The sequence below is a fragment of the Anaerotruncus sp. 1XD42-93 genome (assembly GCF_009917605.1).
Classification (GTDB): domain Bacteria; phylum Bacillota; class Clostridia; order Oscillospirales; family Ruminococcaceae; genus Anaerotruncus.
The window spans coordinates 18,077-36,594 of the sequence record NZ_QZEG01000001.1 but is presented as its reverse complement, the minus strand read 5'-3'; the positions used below and the strand labels follow the sequence as shown (position 1 = coordinate 36,594).

18 protein-coding genes are annotated in these 18,518 nt (G+C 57.8%); 10 read left to right on the top strand and 8 right to left on the bottom strand.

What is annotated here, in order from left to right:
• The first annotated feature begins 17 nt into the window (after positions 1-17).
• From D5269_RS00180 to D5269_RS00135, 10 genes are all read left to right on the top strand, one after another.
• The gene (locus D5269_RS00180; RefSeq protein ID WP_016316555.1) at positions 18-668 is read left to right on the top strand and encodes a DUF6305 family protein; all 651 of its coding nucleotides are present in this window, start codon (positions 18-20) and stop codon (positions 666-668) included.
• A gap of 345 nt (positions 669-1,013) precedes the next feature.
• Complete coding sequence (locus D5269_RS00175; protein ID WP_016316556.1) at positions 1,014-2,285, top strand: TRAP transporter large permease subunit; 1,272 nt, start codon at positions 1,014-1,016, stop codon at positions 2,283-2,285.
• Between the two features lie 21 nt (positions 2,286-2,306).
• Positions 2,307-2,453 (top strand): hypothetical protein, encoded by a 147-nt coding sequence (locus D5269_RS00170; RefSeq protein WP_016316557.1) that lies wholly within the window; start codon positions 2,307-2,309, stop codon positions 2,451-2,453.
• Between the two features lie 13 nt (positions 2,454-2,466).
• On the top strand, positions 2,467-3,612 hold the full coding sequence (locus D5269_RS00165; protein WP_016316558.1) for a hypothetical protein: 1,146 nt from the start codon (positions 2,467-2,469) through the stop codon (positions 3,610-3,612).
• Between the two features lie 423 nt (positions 3,613-4,035).
• The gene (locus tag D5269_RS00160; RefSeq protein ID WP_120481533.1) at positions 4,036-4,791 is read left to right on the top strand and encodes a succinylglutamate desuccinylase/aspartoacylase family protein; all 756 of its coding nucleotides are present in this window, start codon (positions 4,036-4,038) and stop codon (positions 4,789-4,791) included.
• A 19-nt stretch (positions 4,792-4,810) separates the two neighbouring features.
• A complete protein-coding gene (gene pgsB / locus D5269_RS00155; protein ID WP_120481532.1) occupies positions 4,811-5,959 on the top strand; it encodes a poly-gamma-glutamate synthase PgsB in 1,149 nt (382 codons plus the stop codon).
• Positions 5,949-6,398: a poly-gamma-glutamate biosynthesis protein PgsC/CapC gene (locus tag D5269_RS00150; protein ID WP_120481531.1), complete on the top strand. Its 450-nt coding sequence runs from the start codon at positions 5,949-5,951 to the stop codon at positions 6,396-6,398. Before pgsB ends, D5269_RS00150 begins: the two co-directional genes overlap by 11 nt.
• Positions 6,395-7,465, top strand: coding sequence for a poly-gamma-glutamate system protein (gene pgsW / locus D5269_RS00145; RefSeq protein ID WP_016316562.1), 1,071 nt, complete (start codon positions 6,395-6,397; stop codon positions 7,463-7,465). Before D5269_RS00150 ends, pgsW begins: the two co-directional genes overlap by 4 nt.
• Complete coding sequence (locus tag D5269_RS00140) at positions 7,440-8,846, top strand: HAMP domain-containing sensor histidine kinase (RefSeq protein WP_081645022.1); 1,407 nt, start codon at positions 7,440-7,442, stop codon at positions 8,844-8,846. Before pgsW ends, D5269_RS00140 begins: the two co-directional genes overlap by 26 nt.
• Complete coding sequence (locus tag D5269_RS00135; RefSeq protein ID WP_016316564.1) at positions 8,843-9,475, top strand: response regulator; 633 nt, start codon at positions 8,843-8,845, stop codon at positions 9,473-9,475. Before D5269_RS00140 ends, D5269_RS00135 begins: the two co-directional genes overlap by 4 nt.
• An 82-nt stretch (positions 9,476-9,557) precedes the next feature.
• Here D5269_RS00135 and D5269_RS18465 read toward each other — a convergent pair whose 3' ends face one another.
• The 8 genes from D5269_RS18465 to D5269_RS00095 all read right to left on the bottom strand — a co-directional run bounded on the left by D5269_RS18465 (position 9,558) and on the right by D5269_RS00095 (position 18,267).
• Positions 9,558-10,616 (bottom strand): J domain-containing protein, encoded by a 1,059-nt coding sequence (locus D5269_RS18465; protein ID WP_243126521.1) that lies wholly within the window; start codon positions 10,614-10,616, stop codon positions 9,558-9,560.
• A 3-nt stretch (positions 10,617-10,619) separates the two neighbouring features.
• Positions 10,620-12,365, bottom strand: a complete 1,746-nt coding sequence (locus tag D5269_RS00125) for a molecular chaperone HscC (protein ID WP_120481640.1) — start codon at positions 12,363-12,365, stop codon at positions 10,620-10,622.
• A 205-nt stretch (positions 12,366-12,570) separates the two neighbouring features.
• Positions 12,571-13,053, bottom strand: a complete 483-nt coding sequence (gene rlmH, locus D5269_RS00120; RefSeq protein ID WP_120481530.1) for a 23S rRNA (pseudouridine(1915)-N(3))-methyltransferase RlmH — start codon at positions 13,051-13,053, stop codon at positions 12,571-12,573.
• Positions 13,050-13,844 carry an MBL fold metallo-hydrolase gene (locus D5269_RS00115; RefSeq protein ID WP_016316568.1) on the bottom strand — a complete coding sequence of 265 codons (795 nt, stop codon included), beginning with the start codon at positions 13,842-13,844 and terminating at the stop codon, positions 13,050-13,052. The genes rlmH and D5269_RS00115 overlap by 4 nt, the downstream gene beginning before the upstream one ends.
• Before the next feature lies 1 nt (position 13,845).
• The gene (locus D5269_RS00110) at positions 13,846-15,129 is read right to left on the bottom strand and encodes a UDP-N-acetylglucosamine 1-carboxyvinyltransferase (protein WP_016316569.1); all 1,284 of its coding nucleotides are present in this window, start codon (positions 15,127-15,129) and stop codon (positions 13,846-13,848) included.
• A gap of 116 nt (positions 15,130-15,245) precedes the next feature.
• Positions 15,246-15,620 (bottom strand): hypothetical protein, encoded by a 375-nt coding sequence (locus D5269_RS00105; protein WP_147407881.1) that lies wholly within the window; start codon positions 15,618-15,620, stop codon positions 15,246-15,248.
• A 37-nt stretch (positions 15,621-15,657) separates the two neighbouring features.
• Complete coding sequence (locus D5269_RS00100; RefSeq protein WP_158604792.1) at positions 15,658-17,541, bottom strand: M23 family metallopeptidase; 1,884 nt, start codon at positions 17,539-17,541, stop codon at positions 15,658-15,660.
• 384 nt (positions 17,542-17,925) lie between these two features.
• Complete coding sequence (locus tag D5269_RS00095; RefSeq protein WP_016316571.1) at positions 17,926-18,267, bottom strand: hypothetical protein; 342 nt, start codon at positions 18,265-18,267, stop codon at positions 17,926-17,928.
• Positions 18,268-18,518 lie beyond the last annotated feature (251 nt).

Here is an 18,518-nt window from a genome sequence, read left to right as displayed (position 1 = left end):
CTACGGAGGTAGATGAAATGATGAGAAAGAAATTTGCAGCGCTGGGTCTGGCGCTGATGTTGACCGTATCTTTGACCGCCTGTGGCGGTGGTTCTTCCGCTCCGGCGAGCAGCGCAGCTCCTGCCGCGCCCGCCACATCCGAAGCAGCCGATGGTACAGCGGCTGGCGGTGAGGTAAAAGGCCTGGAAGGGCCGATTGCCGAGTCCCCGATTCTGCTGACCTCGGTCGGGCAGAGCGCGGATGTCGAGATGGTCAAGGTGATGATGGATAAGGGCGGACTTTCCCCCGAAACCAACAGCCTGGCGACCGAAGCCGACCTGGGCGATAGCAAGACCCTGGTGCTGGCGATCGGCGGTTCCTCCAAGGGATTGGGCGCGGCCGGTATCGACGCGAACCAGGAGCTGGAGCGGGTCAACAAGCTGATCGCTGCGGCAGATGAGAAGGGCATGACGATCATTGCACTGCATATCGGCGGGGAAGCCCGCCGAGGAGACCTCTCCGACAAGTTTGTACCCCCGAGCTTTGAAAAGGCCGATTACGCGATCGTGGTTGCGGACGGCAACAAGGACGGGCTGATGTCCGATCTGGCTTCCAAAGCCGGCATCCCGATGGACGAGGTTACGACGATGGCGGACGTTGTTGAGCCGCTCAAGGCTGCTTTCAAATAAGGTTTGAGGCGTAATCAGCCGGGACAGGGCATTACGTCTGGTTCCGGCTGATTTTCTTTGCCCGGATACCGTCCCTGGGTTTCCACAGAGACGGACGGAGGCATCAAAAAATGTGGAACGGCAGAGCCTGTTTTGGAATCTGGAGTTTGTTTCGTATCTGAACTTTGATTCGGTTTTCTGTCCCGTCCCCCGGGCAGGATGCTACCCGCGGGGATATCAACGAATACCGCGTCCCGGCGCAAGCCGAGAGACTCCTGGGAGGGTGCCTGTGTCCGGAACCCTCCACGCAAAAGACACGGAACAGCTTTTTACGGGCAGGTGGCCCATCCGCAAGGAGGTTTTTGCATGAGTATAGAGTTAATGATCTTTCTCGCCATGGTTGTGGTGTTTGCGGGCGGCTGCTTCCTGCTCAAGCTGCCGGTCAGTATTTCGATGGTGCTTTCCTCTGTGGTCGGCGCGCTGGTCGGCGGACAGGGGGTCCCGCTTCGGCATCTGGTGGAGGGAACCTTCTCCTATGTCGACACCATCCTCGTCATCGCAACCGCGATGATCTTTATGAAGGTGATCCAGGAGAGCGGCGCGCTCGATGCGCTCTCTGCCCTGATTATCGAGAAATTCCACAAAATCCCGGCGCTGCTTCTCTGCCTGATTATGCTGGTGATCATGTTCCCGGGCATGATTACCGGTTCCTCGACCGCGGCGGTTCTCACCGCAGGTTCGATCATGTCCCCGGTTCTGATCCTCATGGGCGTCCCGATGCTCGAAACCGCCTGCATCATTGCGATGGGCGGCATCCTCGGTATGATCGCCCCGCCGGTCAACATTCCGGCCATGATTATCGGCGGCGGTATCGATATCCCGTATGTCGGGTTTGAGATTCCGCTGGCAATCCTCACCTTCCCGCTCGCATTCCTGTTTGTACTGATGTTCGGCTATAAATACGCGAAGAAGATTTCCTATGAGGAGATCGCGCCCAAGCTCAACAACGAGCCGCGCGAAAAGTTCGGCTTCCGGGTTTATATCCCGATCTTTGCCGCAATCATCCTGATGGTGGTCAACAAGGCAGTTCCGCAGATTCCCGACCTGGGAATGCCGCTGGTCTTTCTGATCAGCGCGGTGATCGGCCTGTTCACCGGCTACAAAATCGACATCCTCAAGACCTGCAAAGAGGCGATCAACAGCGTCCTCCCTGTACTCGGTATCCTGATGGGCGTCGGCATGTTCATCCAGATCATGACCCTCACCGGGGTACGCGGCCTGATCGTTACCTCCTGCATCAGCCTGCCCAATCTGCTGCTCTATGTGGCGATGGCAATTTCGATCCCGCTGTTCGGCGCGGTTTCGTCCTACGGCGCGGCTTCGGTTCTGGGTGTCCCGTTCCTGATGGCATTCCTCGCTAAGGATCAGATCATCACTGCGGCGGCAATCTCGCTGATTGCTTCTCTGGGAGATATGATGCCCCCCACCGCGCTTGCAGGAATCTTTGCCGCGCAGGTGGTCGGCCTTAAGAAATATACCGACGTGCTCAAGCGGTGCATCGTTCCCGCGCTGATCCTGATTGCATGGGCGATCCTGATTATCGTATTCTCCCCGCAGATTGCGGCAATCCTTCCTTAACAGAATGGAGCTGAACTCTTTATGATTACATTGATTTATCGCGGGATCATCGCAATCGTGATGTCCTTTACCGTATGGAACCTGTACACCGAAAAAAAGATCGCGCTCCAGGCGAACGCGGCGATCGTTCTGATCCCGCTGCTGCTGCGCCTTCTGATGATTAAGTAAAGGAGGGGCAACGATGAATAAACAGATCATTACCGCATCGGTCTGCCTCCTGGCCTCGCTCACGATCGCTGGGATCACCGGCAAAAATTTCATGGATGTCAAGAAGCCGGATGAGCTGCGTCCCGGCCCGGGTGTGACCCAGACCAAGATGCTCAGCGACTATTTCCCGGATATCGCGGGCACCAATGCCGACAGCACCGTCTATGTGATGGAGGGGGAGCAGCCGGGCGGAAAGATGCTCGTTCTGGGCGGTACCCATGCGAATGAACCTTCGGGGTATCTCGCGGCGATTACCTTTGTGGAGTCGGGTAAAGTGGAGCAGGGGACTGTGTTTGTAATCCCCCGCACCTGTAACAGCGGCTTCACCCACAACGACCCGCAGGAAGGTTCCCCGCAGTACTACACGATCCAGACCAAGGGCGGTCCGCGCCAGTTCCGCTATGGCTCGCGTGCGGCCAACCCGCTCGACCAGTGGCCCGATCCGGACGTTTATGTCCATGCCGCATCGGGGCAGCGGCTCTCCGGCTCGGAGACCCGCAACATCAACCGAACCTATCCGGGCCGCCCGGACGGTACCCTGACCGAAAAGGCTTCCTACGCAATCAGGCAGCTGATCGACAACGAAGGGGTCAACCTGACCTTCGACCTGCACGAGGCATCCCCTGAATATCCGGTCATCAATGCGACGGTTGCCCATGAAACCGCAATGTCGATCGCATCCAATGGGATGTTCGAGCTTCAGATGGCGGGCATCGCAATGAGCCTCGAGCCTTCCCCGACCAACCTGCATGGCCTGACCCACCGCGAGCTGGGGGATTATACCGACACGCTCCCGCTTCTGATGGAGACCGCCAACGCATCGCAGGGCCGTCTGCGGGGAAAAACCAATGCAGACCTCGTGCTCACCGGAAAGGACAAATGCTATGTGAAGGCGCAGAAGCTCGGGTTCCTCTATGTCCCGTACGATGAAACCGGGCATCCGATTGAGGAGCGGGTCGGGCGTCACCTGCAAGGGGTCTATGAGTACTCCAAAGCGTACAGCGCCCAGTATCCGGACACCCCGATCGTTTACAGCGGGCTTCCCAGCTATCAGGAGCTGTTCCTGGATGCGGACCCGTCCGAGCTCGGCGGGACCCGCCTTGGACAATATCTAAACTAATTCCGCTTTTTTCTTTTTCTTCCTATAACCGCGGTAGGCCGTATCTGTAGCATGCAGAACGGCCTATCGCACTATTGCAAATCAGGGCTGCGGCACAGGTAAGGGTTGTATTCCGGCTGGGTTGTATGGTATGTTTATAATCAAATTGTCTGAGAAGCGGTTCACAGGTTTGGCAGGAGGCTTTTTCTCCTGTCCGTTTTTCGGCAATCCGTCCTCAAAAGCCGCTTTTCTGGCGGCGCCCGCGTCCGGACAGATGTTTTGCCGTATGCGCGCATCGCAGCCCTGCCCGTTGCTTCCGCTATTTTACGCCGATTGTAGGATGCTGGCCTGTACCGGTTGACCTATGTTCAGTGAAAAAACGGGGGGAAACAGCGCCTGCGGCATAGGCTCGGAAAGCCATTTTATTGGGAGGAGGAAGATCGGATGAACCTGCATTGGAACCGGCGCAAGTGTTTCTGCCTGCTGGCCGCAGCAGCAATTCTGACCACTCTGGCGGTTGTTCTGCACGCCGCACAGAAGCCGGTTTGCAAAAAACTCGCGGAAGGCACCCCTGCCGAAGCCCGACTGACCATTCTTGAAGGGGAGCGGCCAGGACCGGCACTCTTTGTGGTGGGCGGGGTGCATGGGGATGAAACCGCGGGCTGGACTGCGGCGGACCGTCTTGCCAAAGAGGCCCGGATCTTATCCGGGGCGCTGTATATCGTTTCCCCGGCTAATGCGTGGGGAGCTGCGCACAACAACCGCCTGACCGCTGAAAACCGCGACCTCAACCGGCTGTTTCCCGGCAGGCTGGACGGGGATGCGAGCGAACAGCTAGCAGCCGAGCTGTTTGCAGAGATCGAACAGGCAGCTCCGGCGGTGGTATTCGATCTGCATGAATCCCTGCCAAAGCGTGCCAACCGGGATGACCTCGGCAGTTCGATCATCTTTGATTCGATCGACGGGATCGAGGACCTGGTTTTGGGAATGCTGCTCGAGACCCAGTCGGGCAGTCTTTGCTCTGGGCCGTTCACCTGCTATACAGGCGCGCCGATCGGGAGTATCAACCGGGTGGTGAACGATGCGTTGGGCCTGCGGGTGCTGACCGTCGAAACCTTCCGGGGGGACGACCTCGAAAAACGGGTACAGGATCACCTGGATCTGATACATTACACGCTCAGATATTACGATATGGAATAGATAAACGGAGGAAAACAAAATGTATAGTCTGATCCTGCTGCTTTCCCTCCTCTTTTTCGGATGGCTCGTGGTGGAAAACCGGCTGGCGCGTCACTACCGGCAGCGGATTGCGCATGTGATCCACGTCAACGGCACCCGCGGGAAATCGAGCGTCACCCGCCTGATTGATGCCGGGCTTCGTGCGGGCGGGCTGCGGGTGTTCTGCAAAACCACTGGAACCGTCCCCATGACGATCGGGACTGACGGGATAGATCGCCCGATCCGGCGGTTTGGCTGTGCAAATATCCGGGAACAGCTCTCGATCCTGCGGCAGGCGGCACAATCCGGGGCAGAGGTGCTCGTGATCGAATGTATGGCAGTCGATCCGGCTTACCAGAAGGTCGCCCAACACCGGATGCTCTGCGCAGACATCGGTGTGATTACCAATGTGAGGCTGGATCACACAGATGTAATGGGAGAAACCTTGCCAGAGATCGCGGAGGCGCTCTCGAATACCGTACCGCGCGGCGGGGTCCTCTTCACCGCCGAGCAGGATCAGTTTCCGGTATTGGAGGGGGCAGCACAGCGGCTTGGGACTCGAGCTGTCCGCATCCGGCCGGATGCGGAAACCGGCAGCAGCCTTTCCGCAGTCGACTTCCCGGAAAATGTCGCGCTTGCGCTCGCGGTCTGTGAGCATCTGGGGGTATCGGAAGAGGACGCCCGCGCGGGGATGGCAGTCTATAAGCGCGACCCGTATGCGCTCTCTTTCTACCGGTTGGAGAATGGTGGGCTTTTTGTCAATGGGTTGTCGATCAACGACCCGCAATCGACCCGGATGGTTTACGAATCCCTTGTCCAACCGCTCGGGCTTACGGAGAAGCGGGTAACCCTGCTGCTCAACAACCGGGGGGATCGAGTGGCCCGTACCATGCAGATGGCGGAATTGGCCGAAGCGGTTGCACCTGTGCGCATCTGGATGCTCGGGGCGAACAGCGGAATGCTGACGCGGAGGCTTCAAATGCGGATGGGAGAGGGCACACCTCCAATCAAGTGGTTCCAATCAGTTGACCAATTGGATTTTTCTATTATAAATCAACAAGATGTAATTTTTGCGGCGGGCAATATCGCCAAACAGGGAAAGGAATTGATCGAACGGATCAAACAGGAGGGGGAACCATATGTATTATGACATCATCGTGCTGGGGGTGGTGGTGAGCATCCTTTTTTCCGAACTGACCCGTCTTTCCCCGGCCGGACTGGTCGTACCGGGATATTTCGTCCTGAGCCTGCATTCCCCCATGCGGGCCGCCTATACCCTGTTGATCGCATTTCTCGCGCTTGGGGCGGAGAAGCTGCTGGGGCGGGTGATGATCCTTTATGGGCGGCGGAGTTTCGCGGCGCTGATCCTGCTTTCGTTCCTGATCGACGGAGCGATCCAGGCGTCGGGCATCTGGGCGGGCAATCCCGGTATGATCGGCTGTCTGGTTGCGGGGATTCTCGCGCGTGAGCTGGAACGGCAGGGGATCGTCCGCTCACTCGGCGCACTGGGTGTTGTGACCGGCATCCTCTCCCTGCTCCTGCTTGCGATGGGGCATCCGGTTTTCGGCACGCAGGGGGTGTGGAGATGAAACGGCGGCGGGAAGGGATTCTGCTCCTGCTGCTGACGGTTTTCCTGTTCGCCTGCGGACTGGGGATCGCACAGAATGGCAGACTGATCCCTGCGGAAAACCGGGCGGTCAAGCTGGCGGCAGCCGCGCGGATGCAGGCGTGCATGGACGCGGTCAAGGGCTATAAGTCGGAACGCGGCATCCCGCTGCACCCGGGCGACCTGCATCAGACCGGGATGCTCGGGGAAGAATTTAACGGAATGACCACATCGCTGGGTGCGCTCGAGGCCAAACGCACCTCCGCCAACAGCGATATGGCGGCGCTGGCGGTCGAGCTGTTGCAGCAGGCCGGGATGCAGCCGGGCGACCGGGTCGGGCTGGGGCTTTCGGGATCGTTCCCGGCGCTCAATCTTGCGATGTTGAGTGCCTGCGCGGAGCTGGGGCTGGACACGGTCTGCATCGCGTCGATTGGCAGTTCGACGCATGGGGCGAACAACCCGGGCCTGACCTTCCCCGAGATGCTTTCGCTGCTGATCTCGGATGGCCTGCTGCCCGACAGCCTGCACAGCGCGACCATCGGCGGCGACTACGACTGTGGCCGGGAGATGGATGGACAGCTTCGGGAGGCGGCGGTGGAGCGGCTGGAGCGGCGCGGGGTGGACCTCTGGCGGGAGCCGGATTACCAGAAAAACCTGCAAAAGCGGCTGGAAATTTACGGGGAGATCGCCTGTTATGTCAACGTCGGGGGAAACCTGATGTCACTCGGCAGACAGGAGGACAGTATCCGCACCCAGGGCCTGATTCCGCCCGAAGCACCGCTCCACCCGGTTGATGGGAACAGTGGTATGCTCGAGCTGTACCATGCGCAAGGGCTGCCAGTGATCCACCTGCTCAACCTCAAACGGCTCACCGCTGACTATGGGCTGGCGTTTGACCCGGTATCCCTGCCCGAGCCGGGAACCAGCGCGGTCTACTACCGGATTTCCTATCCCAGGCTGCCGGCGCTGCTGGCGGTTTTCTCCGCAGGGGCGGTCCTGATTTTCGAGCGGAAAAGGAGGCGTCATGATGGAACGTCTGCGCGCGGTTAAGATCAACCTGCGGGAACTGCTGATCGGCACCCTGCTGATGGGGTTGAGCCTGCTGCTGCCGATGGTGGTCCACGTGGATAATTTCGGCATCTACCCGATGCTTTTTTCGGCGCTCTCACATCAGGAAAAGACCGATGTGGTCTATGCGGCGCTCCGGCTGGTCGCCCTCAACAGCATCCGCAGCCTGCCGCACTATCTGGGGGCCTACCTGATCGGGGAATCCATGGATTTCGCCTACCGGGAAAAGACGATCCGGTGGCTGCGCCTGCTGATCGTCTGTGTCATGATCCCGCCGGTCTATTTTCTGATCGAGAAAATCTACCACATCCGCTACGACTTCGGGGGACCTGCCATCCTGCTGATCGCCCTGTTGGTCATCCTGGAAAAGATCGACTTCAGCTTAATCAACATCTCTAAAAAGATGCTGATGCTGGTCATGCTGATCGCTTCGGTGCAGTTTCTTGATGTGATGCCCGCGCTGGAAGGGCTGCCGGTCGGGGGCGGGGAGGTCTCCACCGACATCAGGCGGATCGCATTTTTTCTCGAAGCGGACGGTTTTTTACAGTTTGAGGCCACGCTCCTCTTTTTCCTGCTGTTTGTAGGGGCGCTGCTCTTCTGTAAACTGATTATGGACGAAAACGACCTCAAGCTGCTCAGTGAGCTGAAGGAGCAGAATGAACGGATGCGCACCGAAAAATATATCCAGATGCTGGAGGAACGCACCCTACAGGAGCTGCGCAACCTTGTGCACGACCTGAAAACCCCGCTCACTGCGGCACAGGCACTGGTGGGCGTGGTAAAGATGAACCAGCTGCGCACCGACCCGCCGGATGCGCAGAGCTGCGAATATCTGACCCGGGTGGAGGCGTCGATGGAACACATGAGTGTGATGATCTCGGAAATCCTCTACGAGAACCGCCGGGCCAGTGTCACCACCCAGCGGCTGGTAACCGCGTTGCTCTCGCAGATTTCCAATACGCCCTATGGCAGGGTGGTCCGGGCGGAAAACGAGGTCCCGGAACTGCGCGTCTGGATCAATGAAGTGCGGATGCTGCGCGCGCTGGCAAACGTCCTGCAAAACGCCTACTGCGCGATGGACAAGGAGGAACAGCAGATCTTCCTGCGGGTCTCCGCCGGGCAGGACCGGGACGGTCAGCGCATGATCCAGTTCGATGTGATCGACAACGGCAGGGGGATGGATGCAGAGCTGCTGCACTATGTCTGGGCGGACGGGTTCAGTACCCGCGGCTCCAGCGGGCTGGGGCTGAACTTTGTCCAGCAGGTGGTACAGAATAACAACGGTACGGTAGAAATCAAAAGCACGCCGGGCGAAGGCACCGTCGTGACCATACAGCTTCCAGAAAGCGGGGTAGAAGGATGAACCAGCAGATCAAAATTTTATCAATCGACGATGAAGCGGAAATCCGCTATGCGCTCGGGGCGATCTTCGATTTTGAACACTGGAACGCGGTGATGGCCGCAGATGTGGAGGAAGGGCTGGCGCTCTTCCGGAAGCATCAGCCGGATATCGTGCTGATCGACTACCACCTGCCGCGGATCAACGGGATCGAGGGGGTGCGGATGCTCCGCAGGCTTTCCCCCACTGTGCCGATCCTCGTCTTTACCATCGACGAGAACCAGGAGGTCGCCAACCGGTTTTTGGAGGCGGGTGCGACCGACTTCGCGCTCAAACCGATCAAGGCCCCGGACCTGATCTCCCGCATCCGCCTGCACATCCGGCTGCTCGAGAGCCAGCAGAAGGTTCCCTCGCCCGAGAGCGAACAGCCGGTTCTGGCGAAGGGGATCCGCCGCACCACACTTGAGCTGATCCGTGACTATCTGAAGCAGAACCCGGAGTTTATCACCGCGGACAAGATCGCCGAAGGTACCGGCCTTGCCGACCAGACCACCTACCGGTATCTGCAATATATGGCGTCCGAGTCGATTGTCGAGGTGAACAGCACCTATGGCAAGGTCGGGCGTCCCAAACAGGGCTACCGGTTAAAATAACCTTTGCAGTGAGTAAGGGAAACCGGCTGAAAAGCCTGTAAATCGAAAACCGCCGCCGGTTGAGAAATCCGGCGGCGGCTGTTTATTCCAGGCGCTCCTGAAGCGCGAGGTAGAGCGGACGTGCATCCACTTTTGTACTGGAACGTCCAAAATATTTAAAATGGTACAGTTTGTAGAGATACGCAAGGAACTCCTGCGGAAGGTCGGGATAGCTGGTTACGAAAAACGCCAGAAGGGCGAAGAATTCCGGCGGACGTTTGACCATCCGTTTTCCCGTATAACCGGCGTGGAGATTGGGCGCATCGGTGAACCGCAGCAGGCTTTCCCATTCGTTTTTTTGCAGCCTGTCCGGGTAAAGCCCGACCAATTGGTTATAAATCCGGAACGCTGCCTGCCGCGCGAGGAATTCCTCCTGCATGAGCTGTTTCTGAATCTGCTCGGAATCCCGCTGGGATTCAAGCAGCCGCACCAACGGATGCATCCTGCCCATGCCGCCCGGCAGCGCCTGTGCGGGGGCGAGGCTGTATGCGGTGTAAAGCCCCACGCAGAGCAGCCGGGGCAGCAGATAGGCGGGGAGCTCCCGCTGGGTTTCGAGGAAATCGACCAGCATGGCGATAAACTGCGGGTCGTGCTGCATCCCTAAAAATACATCCGAGAAAAAATATTCCTGCCAGTAGCCGCGGGAGTCCCGCTTCTTGTGGTCCCCAAACATCTGCATGAACGTCTGAAGCGCAGCGCAGCTGCGGACCTGCTCCTCCTGCTTTGATTGCACCTCACCAAAAATCCCGTCAAAATCAATCCCGGAGTCTGTATGCCGGGCAGCAGGCAGTACCGGGGCAGGCACATCAAACGCGCTGCCCGAGAAGGCCGGGAACCGGGGGCGCGGCTTTCGGGACGACGGATTGGAACCGCTGCCATATTTGGTGACCGCTTTGTTCATGGAACGGCTGATCTGACGCTGATCGGCTTGGGGCTGTCGGGTTTTGGCACGCTCGAGCGCCCACTGATAGGCACCATAGAGCGCCTGGAACCCCTCGGGGTCGGTCTCAGGATGGTGCAGTTTGGATTGGGCCGCATACGCACGCTTGATCGCGCGCGTATCATAGGTCGGCTCGATGCCGAGAATCTCCCAGTTGCTCATCCATCAGTCCTCCTCGTCCTCGTCAAACGGTTCATAGTCGCGACCGGGAAAAACCTGATGATCAAACAGATACCGTTCAACCGAGTCAAAGAACCGGTTGGCCTGTTCCCGCGCATGATGGATCAGGCTGGGGGACTGGCTGTCGAGCGCGCGCTGGAAATAGGCGAGATACGCCCCTACCCGCTCGCGCAGCTCGCTGCCCGCCTCGGAAAACAGGCGCTCCCCCCGGGCGACGACCAGCCGGTTTTCCTCCCGGTCCATCGGGTGGATTTTCAGTTTTTGCAGCTCGGACAGCCGCTTTTGCAGTTCCTTCTCTGAAAGCCGGGTGTTCTCCCCAAGGATTACCTTGCTTTTGTGGACCCCATTGGTTTTGTTATGTACATCGACCTCCAGAATCCCGTTGATATCGTACGAAAACCGCACCTGAACACTCTCCTGTCCTCTGGGGGCAGGCGGGACCTCAACCTCAAGCTCACCGAGCTTGAGGTTGGCCTCGGTATAGTAAGCCTCCCCCTGGTAGACCCGCACAGTGATTGCCTTCTGGTTGTCGCTCAGCGTGTAGAACGAGTGCTCCACACTGGTGGGCAGAACGCTGTTGCGCTCGATCATCGGGGACATATGTGGCCGGGTGTCCTTTTCGTCGTTGTAGCTGGCAATCCCAAGGGTGAACGGGCAGACATCGGTCATCATGATGTCACGGATTTCCCCATCCTGCGCCTTGATCCCGGCGTAGACCCCCACCCCCTGCGCAACGATCGTATCGGGCGAGCCGAGTTCTGCCGGCTCGATGCCGAGGATATGGGAGAGATAGGCGCGCACCACCGGCATCCTGCACGAGCCTCCCACCAGCAGAACCTCGTCGATCTCGCGGATCGAGCGGCCGCTGTCGGAAAGCGCGCGGGCAATCACCTTGTTCATCCGCTGGAAGAGCGGCGCGGCGATCCGCACAAGCAGCTCCCGGGTGAGGAGCAGGGAATGCTTCTGCTCCTGCTCCTCCTGGAACAGCAGCACCTGCGGCTGTTCGGTGAGCGCCTGCTTGCAAAGTTCCGCCTGTTTGAGCAGTGCTGCCTGCCTGACAGACGGGAGCAGATCAAATGCAAGCCCGTTTTCCTGGCAGAAATAGCGGGCGATGGCCTGGTCGAAGTCATTTCCGCCGAGGTGGTTGTCCCCGGCGACCGCTGAAATTTCGATCACATTGTCAAAACAGTCGACCACCGAAACGTCGAGAGTGCCGCCGCCGAAGTCGAAGACCAGGAAACTCTGGTCTTTTTCGGTATTGTTCAAACGGCTCGCCAATGCTGCCGCCGAAGGTTCATTGATGAGACGTTCGGCGTGCAGGCCGGCCAGACGCGCGGCGGCCTTGGTGGCGAACCGCTGGTTGTCGTTGAAATAGGCCGGGACGCTGATGACCGCTTCGGTGACTGGTTCCCCCAGATAGGCCTGTGCATCCTCTTTCAGGCGGCGCAGTACAAACGAGGAAAGCTCCTCGGGGCTGAACTGCTGCCCGCCGAGATTCTGTTTCCGGGAAGTCCCCATCAGACGTTTGAACGAAGCAGCGCTCCGCTCAGGATGGGAGATCAGCCGCTCTTTCGCGACGTTCCCCACGAGGATGGAGCCATCCTCATCCACGCTGACGACGCTCGGCGTCAGGAACCCGCCGAGTGAATTGGGGATCAAAACGCTTTTGCCGTCCTTCCAGACGGAGACAAGACTGTTGGTTGTGCCGAGATCAATTCCGATAATTGCCATATTTCTCACCTGATTTATCTTTTGGAGTTCGAAAAGACTTTTCTTCTCATTATAGCAACTTCCCTCTGTCAAAACAAGATGGCAGAATAGGAACTGGCGTGGAAACATCCGGATTTCAGAAGGATGTCTCCGGCCTGCTGCAAGGAAGGCGCTTCGAGGCTATGGGTGACCCGCAAATGGAAAATAGGCCCCGGAAAGGCGGAGCCTATTTGTGATATTTCGCGTTGGCATTGATGGAAAGCGCCCGGTAGAGCTGCTCCAGGAGCATGACCCGCGCGAGCTGATGCGGGAAGGTCATGGGAGACATCGAAAGGCGCAGGGAAGCGGACGCTTTGACCCGCTCGGAAAGCCCATAGGAACCGCCGATCACCAAGGCGAAGGTGGAAACCCCATCGACCGCTGTTTTTTGCAGATACGCCGCCAGCTGTTCAGAGGACATCGTCTTCCCCTCGATGCACATGGCGACCGTACACGCGCCCTTCGGGAGTTTGGCGAGGATGCGTTCCCCTTCCTTTTCCACGCATTCGGCGATCTGGGCGGGGGAGGGATGGTCGGGCAGACGGTACTCCTCCACCTCAACGACCGAGACGCTGCTCCACATCCCCAGACGTTTGCAGTATTCAGCGCAGCCCTCCCGCATCCAGGCGTCTTTGAGTTTCCCGACCGCGATGATCTGTAGGGAAATCACAGTACCACCATTTCGGACGGGCCGGAACGCGACGCGACCTGCAACAGATAATCCCGGCCTTCCTGCATACCGCTCATCGAGAGGGAACACTGCGCGGTCTGGTAGGCCAGTTCGGGAAGATTGTTGTTTTGTGAGAGATGCCCCAAAACCAGACGGGTGGTCCCGGTGCGCACCAAGCGGGACAGTTCGCCAGAACAGTCCTCATTTGAAAGGTGCCCGATGTTCGAGGCGATCCTTTTTTTGAGCTGATACGGATAGTCGGAGACGCTTAACATCCGCTGGTCGTAATTGGATTCGATCAGAACGAGATCGCTCCCGGTGAGACGTTCCCGCACAGGATCGCTTATGTAGCCAAGATCGGTCGCGACGGTCAGCCTGCGGCCGTCAGGGGTGGAGATCCGGTAGCCCAGGCTGTGCACGCTGTCATGCGGGGTATCAAAACTCTCGATCTCGAGGGCACCCACCTGAAATCGTGCACCATCCTCAACCGCAAAAAGCGGCTGCTCCGGGGAGAAGATGTTATCCCAACAGAGCCGGTCGAGCACTTCACGTGCCGCGTAAACCGGGACTTTTATTTTTTTTAGAAACACCCGCAGGCCGCTCACATGGTCGGTGTGCTCATGGGTGATGAGGATCGCCTGGATAGACTTCGGGTCGATCCCGCGCGCATCCATCGCGCTCATAAGCTGTTTGCAGGAGCGTCCTGCATCGACCAGCAGGGCGGTATCCGATCCGCTGATATAGGTGCTGTTGCCGTTTGAACCGCTGAACAGCGTACAAAACCGCGCCATCTCAAAGCACCGCTTTCAGCACGTGGTCGGGGATCACCACTTTCCGGATGTTTGCCCCGAGTGCACTCAGCTTGCCGACAATATCCTCATAGCCGCGCTCAACATGTTCGATGTTCTCGATCTCGGTGACCCCTTTGGCGGCCATTGCGGCGATCAGTACGGCCGCGCCCGCCCGGAGATCGACCGCGCGTACCGGTGCGCCGGTGAGGCCGGCAGTCCCTTCCACAACGGCAACCTTTCCATCCACCTGGATCATCGCGCCCATCCGGCGCAGTTCATCCACATACCGGAACCGGTTGTCCCAGACCCCTTCGGTCACAATGCTTGTACCATGCGCAAGCGAGAGCAAAGCGGTCATCTGGGGCTGCATATCGGTGGGAAACCCAGGATGCGGCATGGTTTTGACATTGACCTTGTTCAGCGCGCCTTCGCGGATCACGCGGATCGAATCATCGTATTCGATCACTGTCGCCCCCGCCTTTTCCAGCTTTTGGCTGATCGCTTCGAGATGTTTGGGGATCACGTTTTTCACCAGCACGTCCCCACCGGTGGCTGCCGCCGCGACCATATAGGTCCCAGCCTCGATCTGGTCGGGGATGATCGGATAGGTGGTTCCATGCAGGATGTCTACCCCATGGATTTTAATGACGTCGGTGCCGGCGCCGCGGATATCCGCACCCATCGAATTGAGGCAGTTCGCCAGATCGACAATGTGCGGTTCCTTGGCGCAGTTCTCGAGCACAGTGATCCCCTTCGCCTTGACCGCCGCGAGCATGACGTTGATGGTGGCCCCAACCGAAACCACATCGAAATAGATGTGCCCGCCGAGCAGCAGGTCGGCCTGGGTGTTGATCATGCCGCTGTCGATCGAAACCTTTGCCCCCAGCGATTCAAACCCCTTCATATGCTGGTCGATCGGGCGCACACCGAAGTTGCAGCCGCCCGGCATCGAGACGCTTGCGCGGTTGCACCGGCCGAGCAGCGCACCAAGCAGATAGTAAGAAGCGCGCATATACCGCGCCAGCTCGTAAGGGACGACCGGCTCACCGATATAGGTGGTGTCGATCTCGACAGTGGTGCGGTCGAGCACCCGCACCTGTGCGCCCAACGAGCGCAGGATTTTGAAAAGGACAGAAATATCGCTGATATTGGGAATATTTTCAATGACGCATTTGCCCTGCGCCAGAACAGTGGCCGGAATGATCGCAACAGCAGCATTTTTTGCGCCGCTAATGATGACCTCGCCTTTCAGACGGGTCCCGCCTTCAACAACATATTTTTCCAAGTTTATGAAACCTCCAATATTTTACCTCACATAATACCGAGGCAAAACCAGAATCCGCAGCCGCGGGCAGCAGCCGCACTTTACGGATTCCAGGTGATGTTAATGTGAAATCGAAATCAGGGCAGGAAAAAGCCGTTGAAACAGCTTTCCAGACAACTTGAAATACGGTGCCAGACATCAGAAACAGCAGATGTGACTGTTCTTCCGCGCACCATGTGGGAAACAAACAGCAGTTTTTCTCTGCATCTATTATAACACCAACTCAGCCGAATTAAAAGGGAATTTTTTGTCTTTTTCCATGAAAATATAGGAGGAATTTTTTCCAAAGCAGGCCTTAAAACGGCTAGCAGCCAGTTTTGAAGCGCTTTTTGCGCTAAACCGCAGACATGGGTTCCCTGAATTTTACAAAATGCTGTTTCACCAGCCCAAATGCCCGGTTTCCGAGCCGGAGCATTCGGTTTGGAATCTGGATATCCGTTATCAAAAAGCATCCCCCACCGGAGACCTTCCGATGGGGGATCAACGCTCTTATTTCTGCCCGTAGAGGTAGGGCGCCGCATTGACCGGTGTACCGCCGATCAGGATTTCGAAGTGCAGATGCGGTCCGCTGCTGTTTCCGGTGCTTCCGATCAGACCGATCTGCTGGCCCTTCTGGACCTGCTGGCCGGGCACGACGTCGATCCGGCTCATATGGGCGTATAGGGTCTGCACGCCGCCGCCATGGTCGATACGAACGTGGAAGCCGTAACCGTAGTACCTCTGGCGGACAACCACGACGGTACCTGCCTGGGAGGCCAGAACCGGAGAGCCGTAGCAGCCGCTCCAGGTGAGGTCGGAGCCGGTATGGCCGTAATATCCGCCGTAGCCGGTGCCGATGCGGGCGACCACGGTCGGCCAGCCCCAGGTGCCGGCGGGCGTCGGTTTGTCGGACGCCTGCGGGATGAACGCCAGCGGCTGATTTCCGCCGACCTCGATGATCTGCGGGACTGCCGGCTGGAGGACGGTACGGTCGATCTCTTTGCGCTCGGTTTCCACGCCGTCCACAAGGGTAACCTGCTCGACCACGCGGGCCTTTCCAGCTTCACCAGCCTGGACCGTTCTGGTCCAGCCGATATTCTGGTTGGGATTGGTCCGCTGCTCAATCTTGTAGCCGACCTCCTCCTCATAGATTTCGGTCTGGATCACCTTTACGCCCAGATACGGAACCGAATTGGAGATCAGCAGGCTGTCGCCCGGGAAGAGTTTGATATCTACTTCGGGGTTGAGCCGTTTCAGCTCCCGGAAGGTGATGCCGTTTTTGGCCGCAATCATAATGGGGGTATCCCCCGCAATAACGGTGTACCGTTTTTCGCCTTCCTCCTCACTGCTGAGGATCTCGGCAAGCTGTTCAAACGGCTTGACCGAGGAGACTGGGTAAAGGCCTTTTTTGACCTGAATCTTCTTCATAAAGCTGATCTCGGCATCCCGGCTCATATCGTTGGTGCGGTACTGTTCCCGCATACTGTCCAGATAGTCAAGCAGCGCATCTCCGTCCATCACCGCACTGACAAACCGGTTTTCTACATAAAGCCCCACCGCTTCCTCCAGCTCGTTGCCCGAGGCCCGGATCAGCAGGTTGGTAAGCTCGTCCACTTCCAGAAGATCGTCTTCGGTGATATAGTCGTCCGGATTCAGAAAACTGCCGCCCTTTTTCAGAATGGTGATCTGGAACCGGGGGATGATGTCTTCCGGTTTTATGTACTGTTCGTTGACGATACGGGCTTTCATCTCGTTTTCGGCCTGGGTAAAGACCGATTCGTCCGCGATATAGCCGAGATCGCGCCCATCATAAACGAGGTTGAGCGCAAGGGTCAGCCCGCTGAAAAATTGGAGCAGGAGCACCAATGCGATGAGCGCGGTGAGCGGCGCCAGATAGCTTAAGACAAAGCCGGCTGCACGCCAGAACCCGGTGAGGAGCAGACCTGCCATACGCAGATAGCTGCGGTAGACGCCGGCCTCGCCGCTGAACTTCCTGGCATTTTCCAGTTCCACGCGGAAGCGCCGGCGTTTTTCCTTGAGGTCGCGGATCGGGCTGGTAAGCTCGTGCCGCAGGTTGCGCAGGTGGATGCGGGTTTCCTTTCGGAGCCGGAGGAACCGGGCCTGGAACCATCTTCCAAGGCCGGAGAGCCGCACAGAAAGATGCCGCCGCCGGGTTCTGGTGGAACGCAGAAGCTGGATGCCGACAAAATACAGATACCGATAGATGCGGTTCACACAATAATAGTATGCCCGCTTGATCGGGTTGCCGCGTTTTTTCTCTATCTGATCCCCTTTTTCCGGGGTATTCTCCTCACTCGTGCGATTCGGCTGCCCAGGCTCCTGCGGGCTTTCCGGTTCGCCGGTGTAACGTTCATCGTCCCTCTCTTTTTTCAAGCGCATCAACTCCTTCCGAGCCTGTTCCGCCGATTACGCGGTTCCATTTGAAGTCCCGGCTCTGCCGCATATCGTCAGGCAGGGGGGTGAGAGGTCGTTCTGTCAAGACTCTGCCGGATTCCGAAAAGGCGGGCCTGCAAACAGACGCCTTTTCAGATCACTCGAATATAATTATATCTTAAAAACACAGTTTTAGCAAGTATGCGAGGGGTAAGTTTAGCGGTTTTGGATAGCGTTGCGGCAAATTTACAGGGGGATTTGTGTAGATGCGACGAGAGATATGGCGATAATTTCATCATTTTGTGAATAACCTGTGTATAAACCAGCCGGCATCCCTAAAATACAACCGCGCGGCCGTTCCAACGGCCGCGCGGACAGGATATATCAGGAAAGATGCTCCGAAATCCATTGGACGTATTTGTTGCGCCCTATGATTCCCAGAAGATAGGTGTCACCGTTTTTCAGGATCATTTTGACGCCGAACGGGAAGAACGGCGGGGTCAGGCAGGGGGAGACGGTTTGGATGTCGCTCAATGCGATCTCCCAGCTGACCTTGTCGGTTCCAACCAGCCCGCTGGCCAGAAAAACCACCCGCTGGTCGGTGAAATAGGCTCTTCCGCTGATCTGCCGTTTGCCGATGACCGCGGGCTGGCGCCAGCAGTCCGCTGCTACCTTCTGTGCAAAAACCTGCTCGCCTTCCTTGGCTGTAAATGTTGCTTTTGCCATAAAAATCGCTTCCTTTCTTTTTGACCATTGTAAGAACCCGTATTCACAACCATTCGACACCGTCTGAGCGGGTCTTTTGCCGGCCTGCCGCGTTGAAAAATCTTGCAATACACAAAGTATTGTCTGCGTTTTTTCGCCTTGCAGGGCAGCAAAATCCCTCGCCCATCCGGCATCCTCTGATTATGAATACAGGTTCTAATAATCCGGCTTCAGAAACCTAATTGGAAAGAGAATGCTAAAATTCCTATCCC

What these genes read in the sequence shown, in the direction of transcription:
- D5269_RS00135 (WP_016316564.1), top strand. Translation starts at nt 8,843, where the DNA reads ATGAACCAGCAGATCAAAATTTTATCAATCGACGATGAAGCGGAAATC.
- pgsB (WP_120481532.1), top strand. Translation starts at nt 4,811, where the DNA reads ATGTATAGTCTGATCCTGCTGCTTTCCCTCCTCTTTTTCGGATGGCTC.
- D5269_RS00125 (WP_120481640.1), bottom strand. Translation starts at nt 12,365, where the DNA reads ATGGCAATTATCGGAATTGATCTCGGCACAACCAACAGTCTTGTCTCC.
- D5269_RS18465 (WP_243126521.1), bottom strand. Translation starts at nt 10,616, where the DNA reads ATGAGCAACTGGGAGATTCTCGGCATCGAGCCGACCTATGATACGCGC.
- D5269_RS00170 (WP_016316557.1), top strand. Translation starts at nt 2,307, where the DNA reads ATGATTACATTGATTTATCGCGGGATCATCGCAATCGTGATGTCCTTT.
- D5269_RS00105 (WP_147407881.1), bottom strand. Translation starts at nt 15,620, where the DNA reads ATGCTTTTTGATAACGGATATCCAGATTCCAAACCGAATGCTCCGGCT.
- D5269_RS00150 (WP_120481531.1), top strand. Translation starts at nt 5,949, where the DNA reads ATGTATTATGACATCATCGTGCTGGGGGTGGTGGTGAGCATCCTTTTT.
- pgsW (WP_016316562.1), top strand. Translation starts at nt 6,395, where the DNA reads ATGAAACGGCGGCGGGAAGGGATTCTGCTCCTGCTGCTGACGGTTTTC.
- D5269_RS00140 (WP_081645022.1), top strand. Translation starts at nt 7,440, where the DNA reads ATGATGGAACGTCTGCGCGCGGTTAAGATCAACCTGCGGGAACTGCTG.
- D5269_RS00175 (WP_016316556.1), top strand. Translation starts at nt 1,014, where the DNA reads ATGAGTATAGAGTTAATGATCTTTCTCGCCATGGTTGTGGTGTTTGCG.
- D5269_RS00165 (WP_016316558.1), top strand. Translation starts at nt 2,467, where the DNA reads ATGAATAAACAGATCATTACCGCATCGGTCTGCCTCCTGGCCTCGCTC.
- D5269_RS00095 (WP_016316571.1), bottom strand. Translation starts at nt 18,267, where the DNA reads ATGGCAAAAGCAACATTTACAGCCAAGGAAGGCGAGCAGGTTTTTGCA.
- D5269_RS00180 (WP_016316555.1), top strand. Translation starts at nt 18, where the DNA reads ATGATGAGAAAGAAATTTGCAGCGCTGGGTCTGGCGCTGATGTTGACC.
- D5269_RS00160 (WP_120481533.1), top strand. Translation starts at nt 4,036, where the DNA reads ATGAACCTGCATTGGAACCGGCGCAAGTGTTTCTGCCTGCTGGCCGCA.
- D5269_RS00115 (WP_016316568.1), bottom strand. Translation starts at nt 13,844, where the DNA reads ATGGCGCGGTTTTGTACGCTGTTCAGCGGTTCAAACGGCAACAGCACC.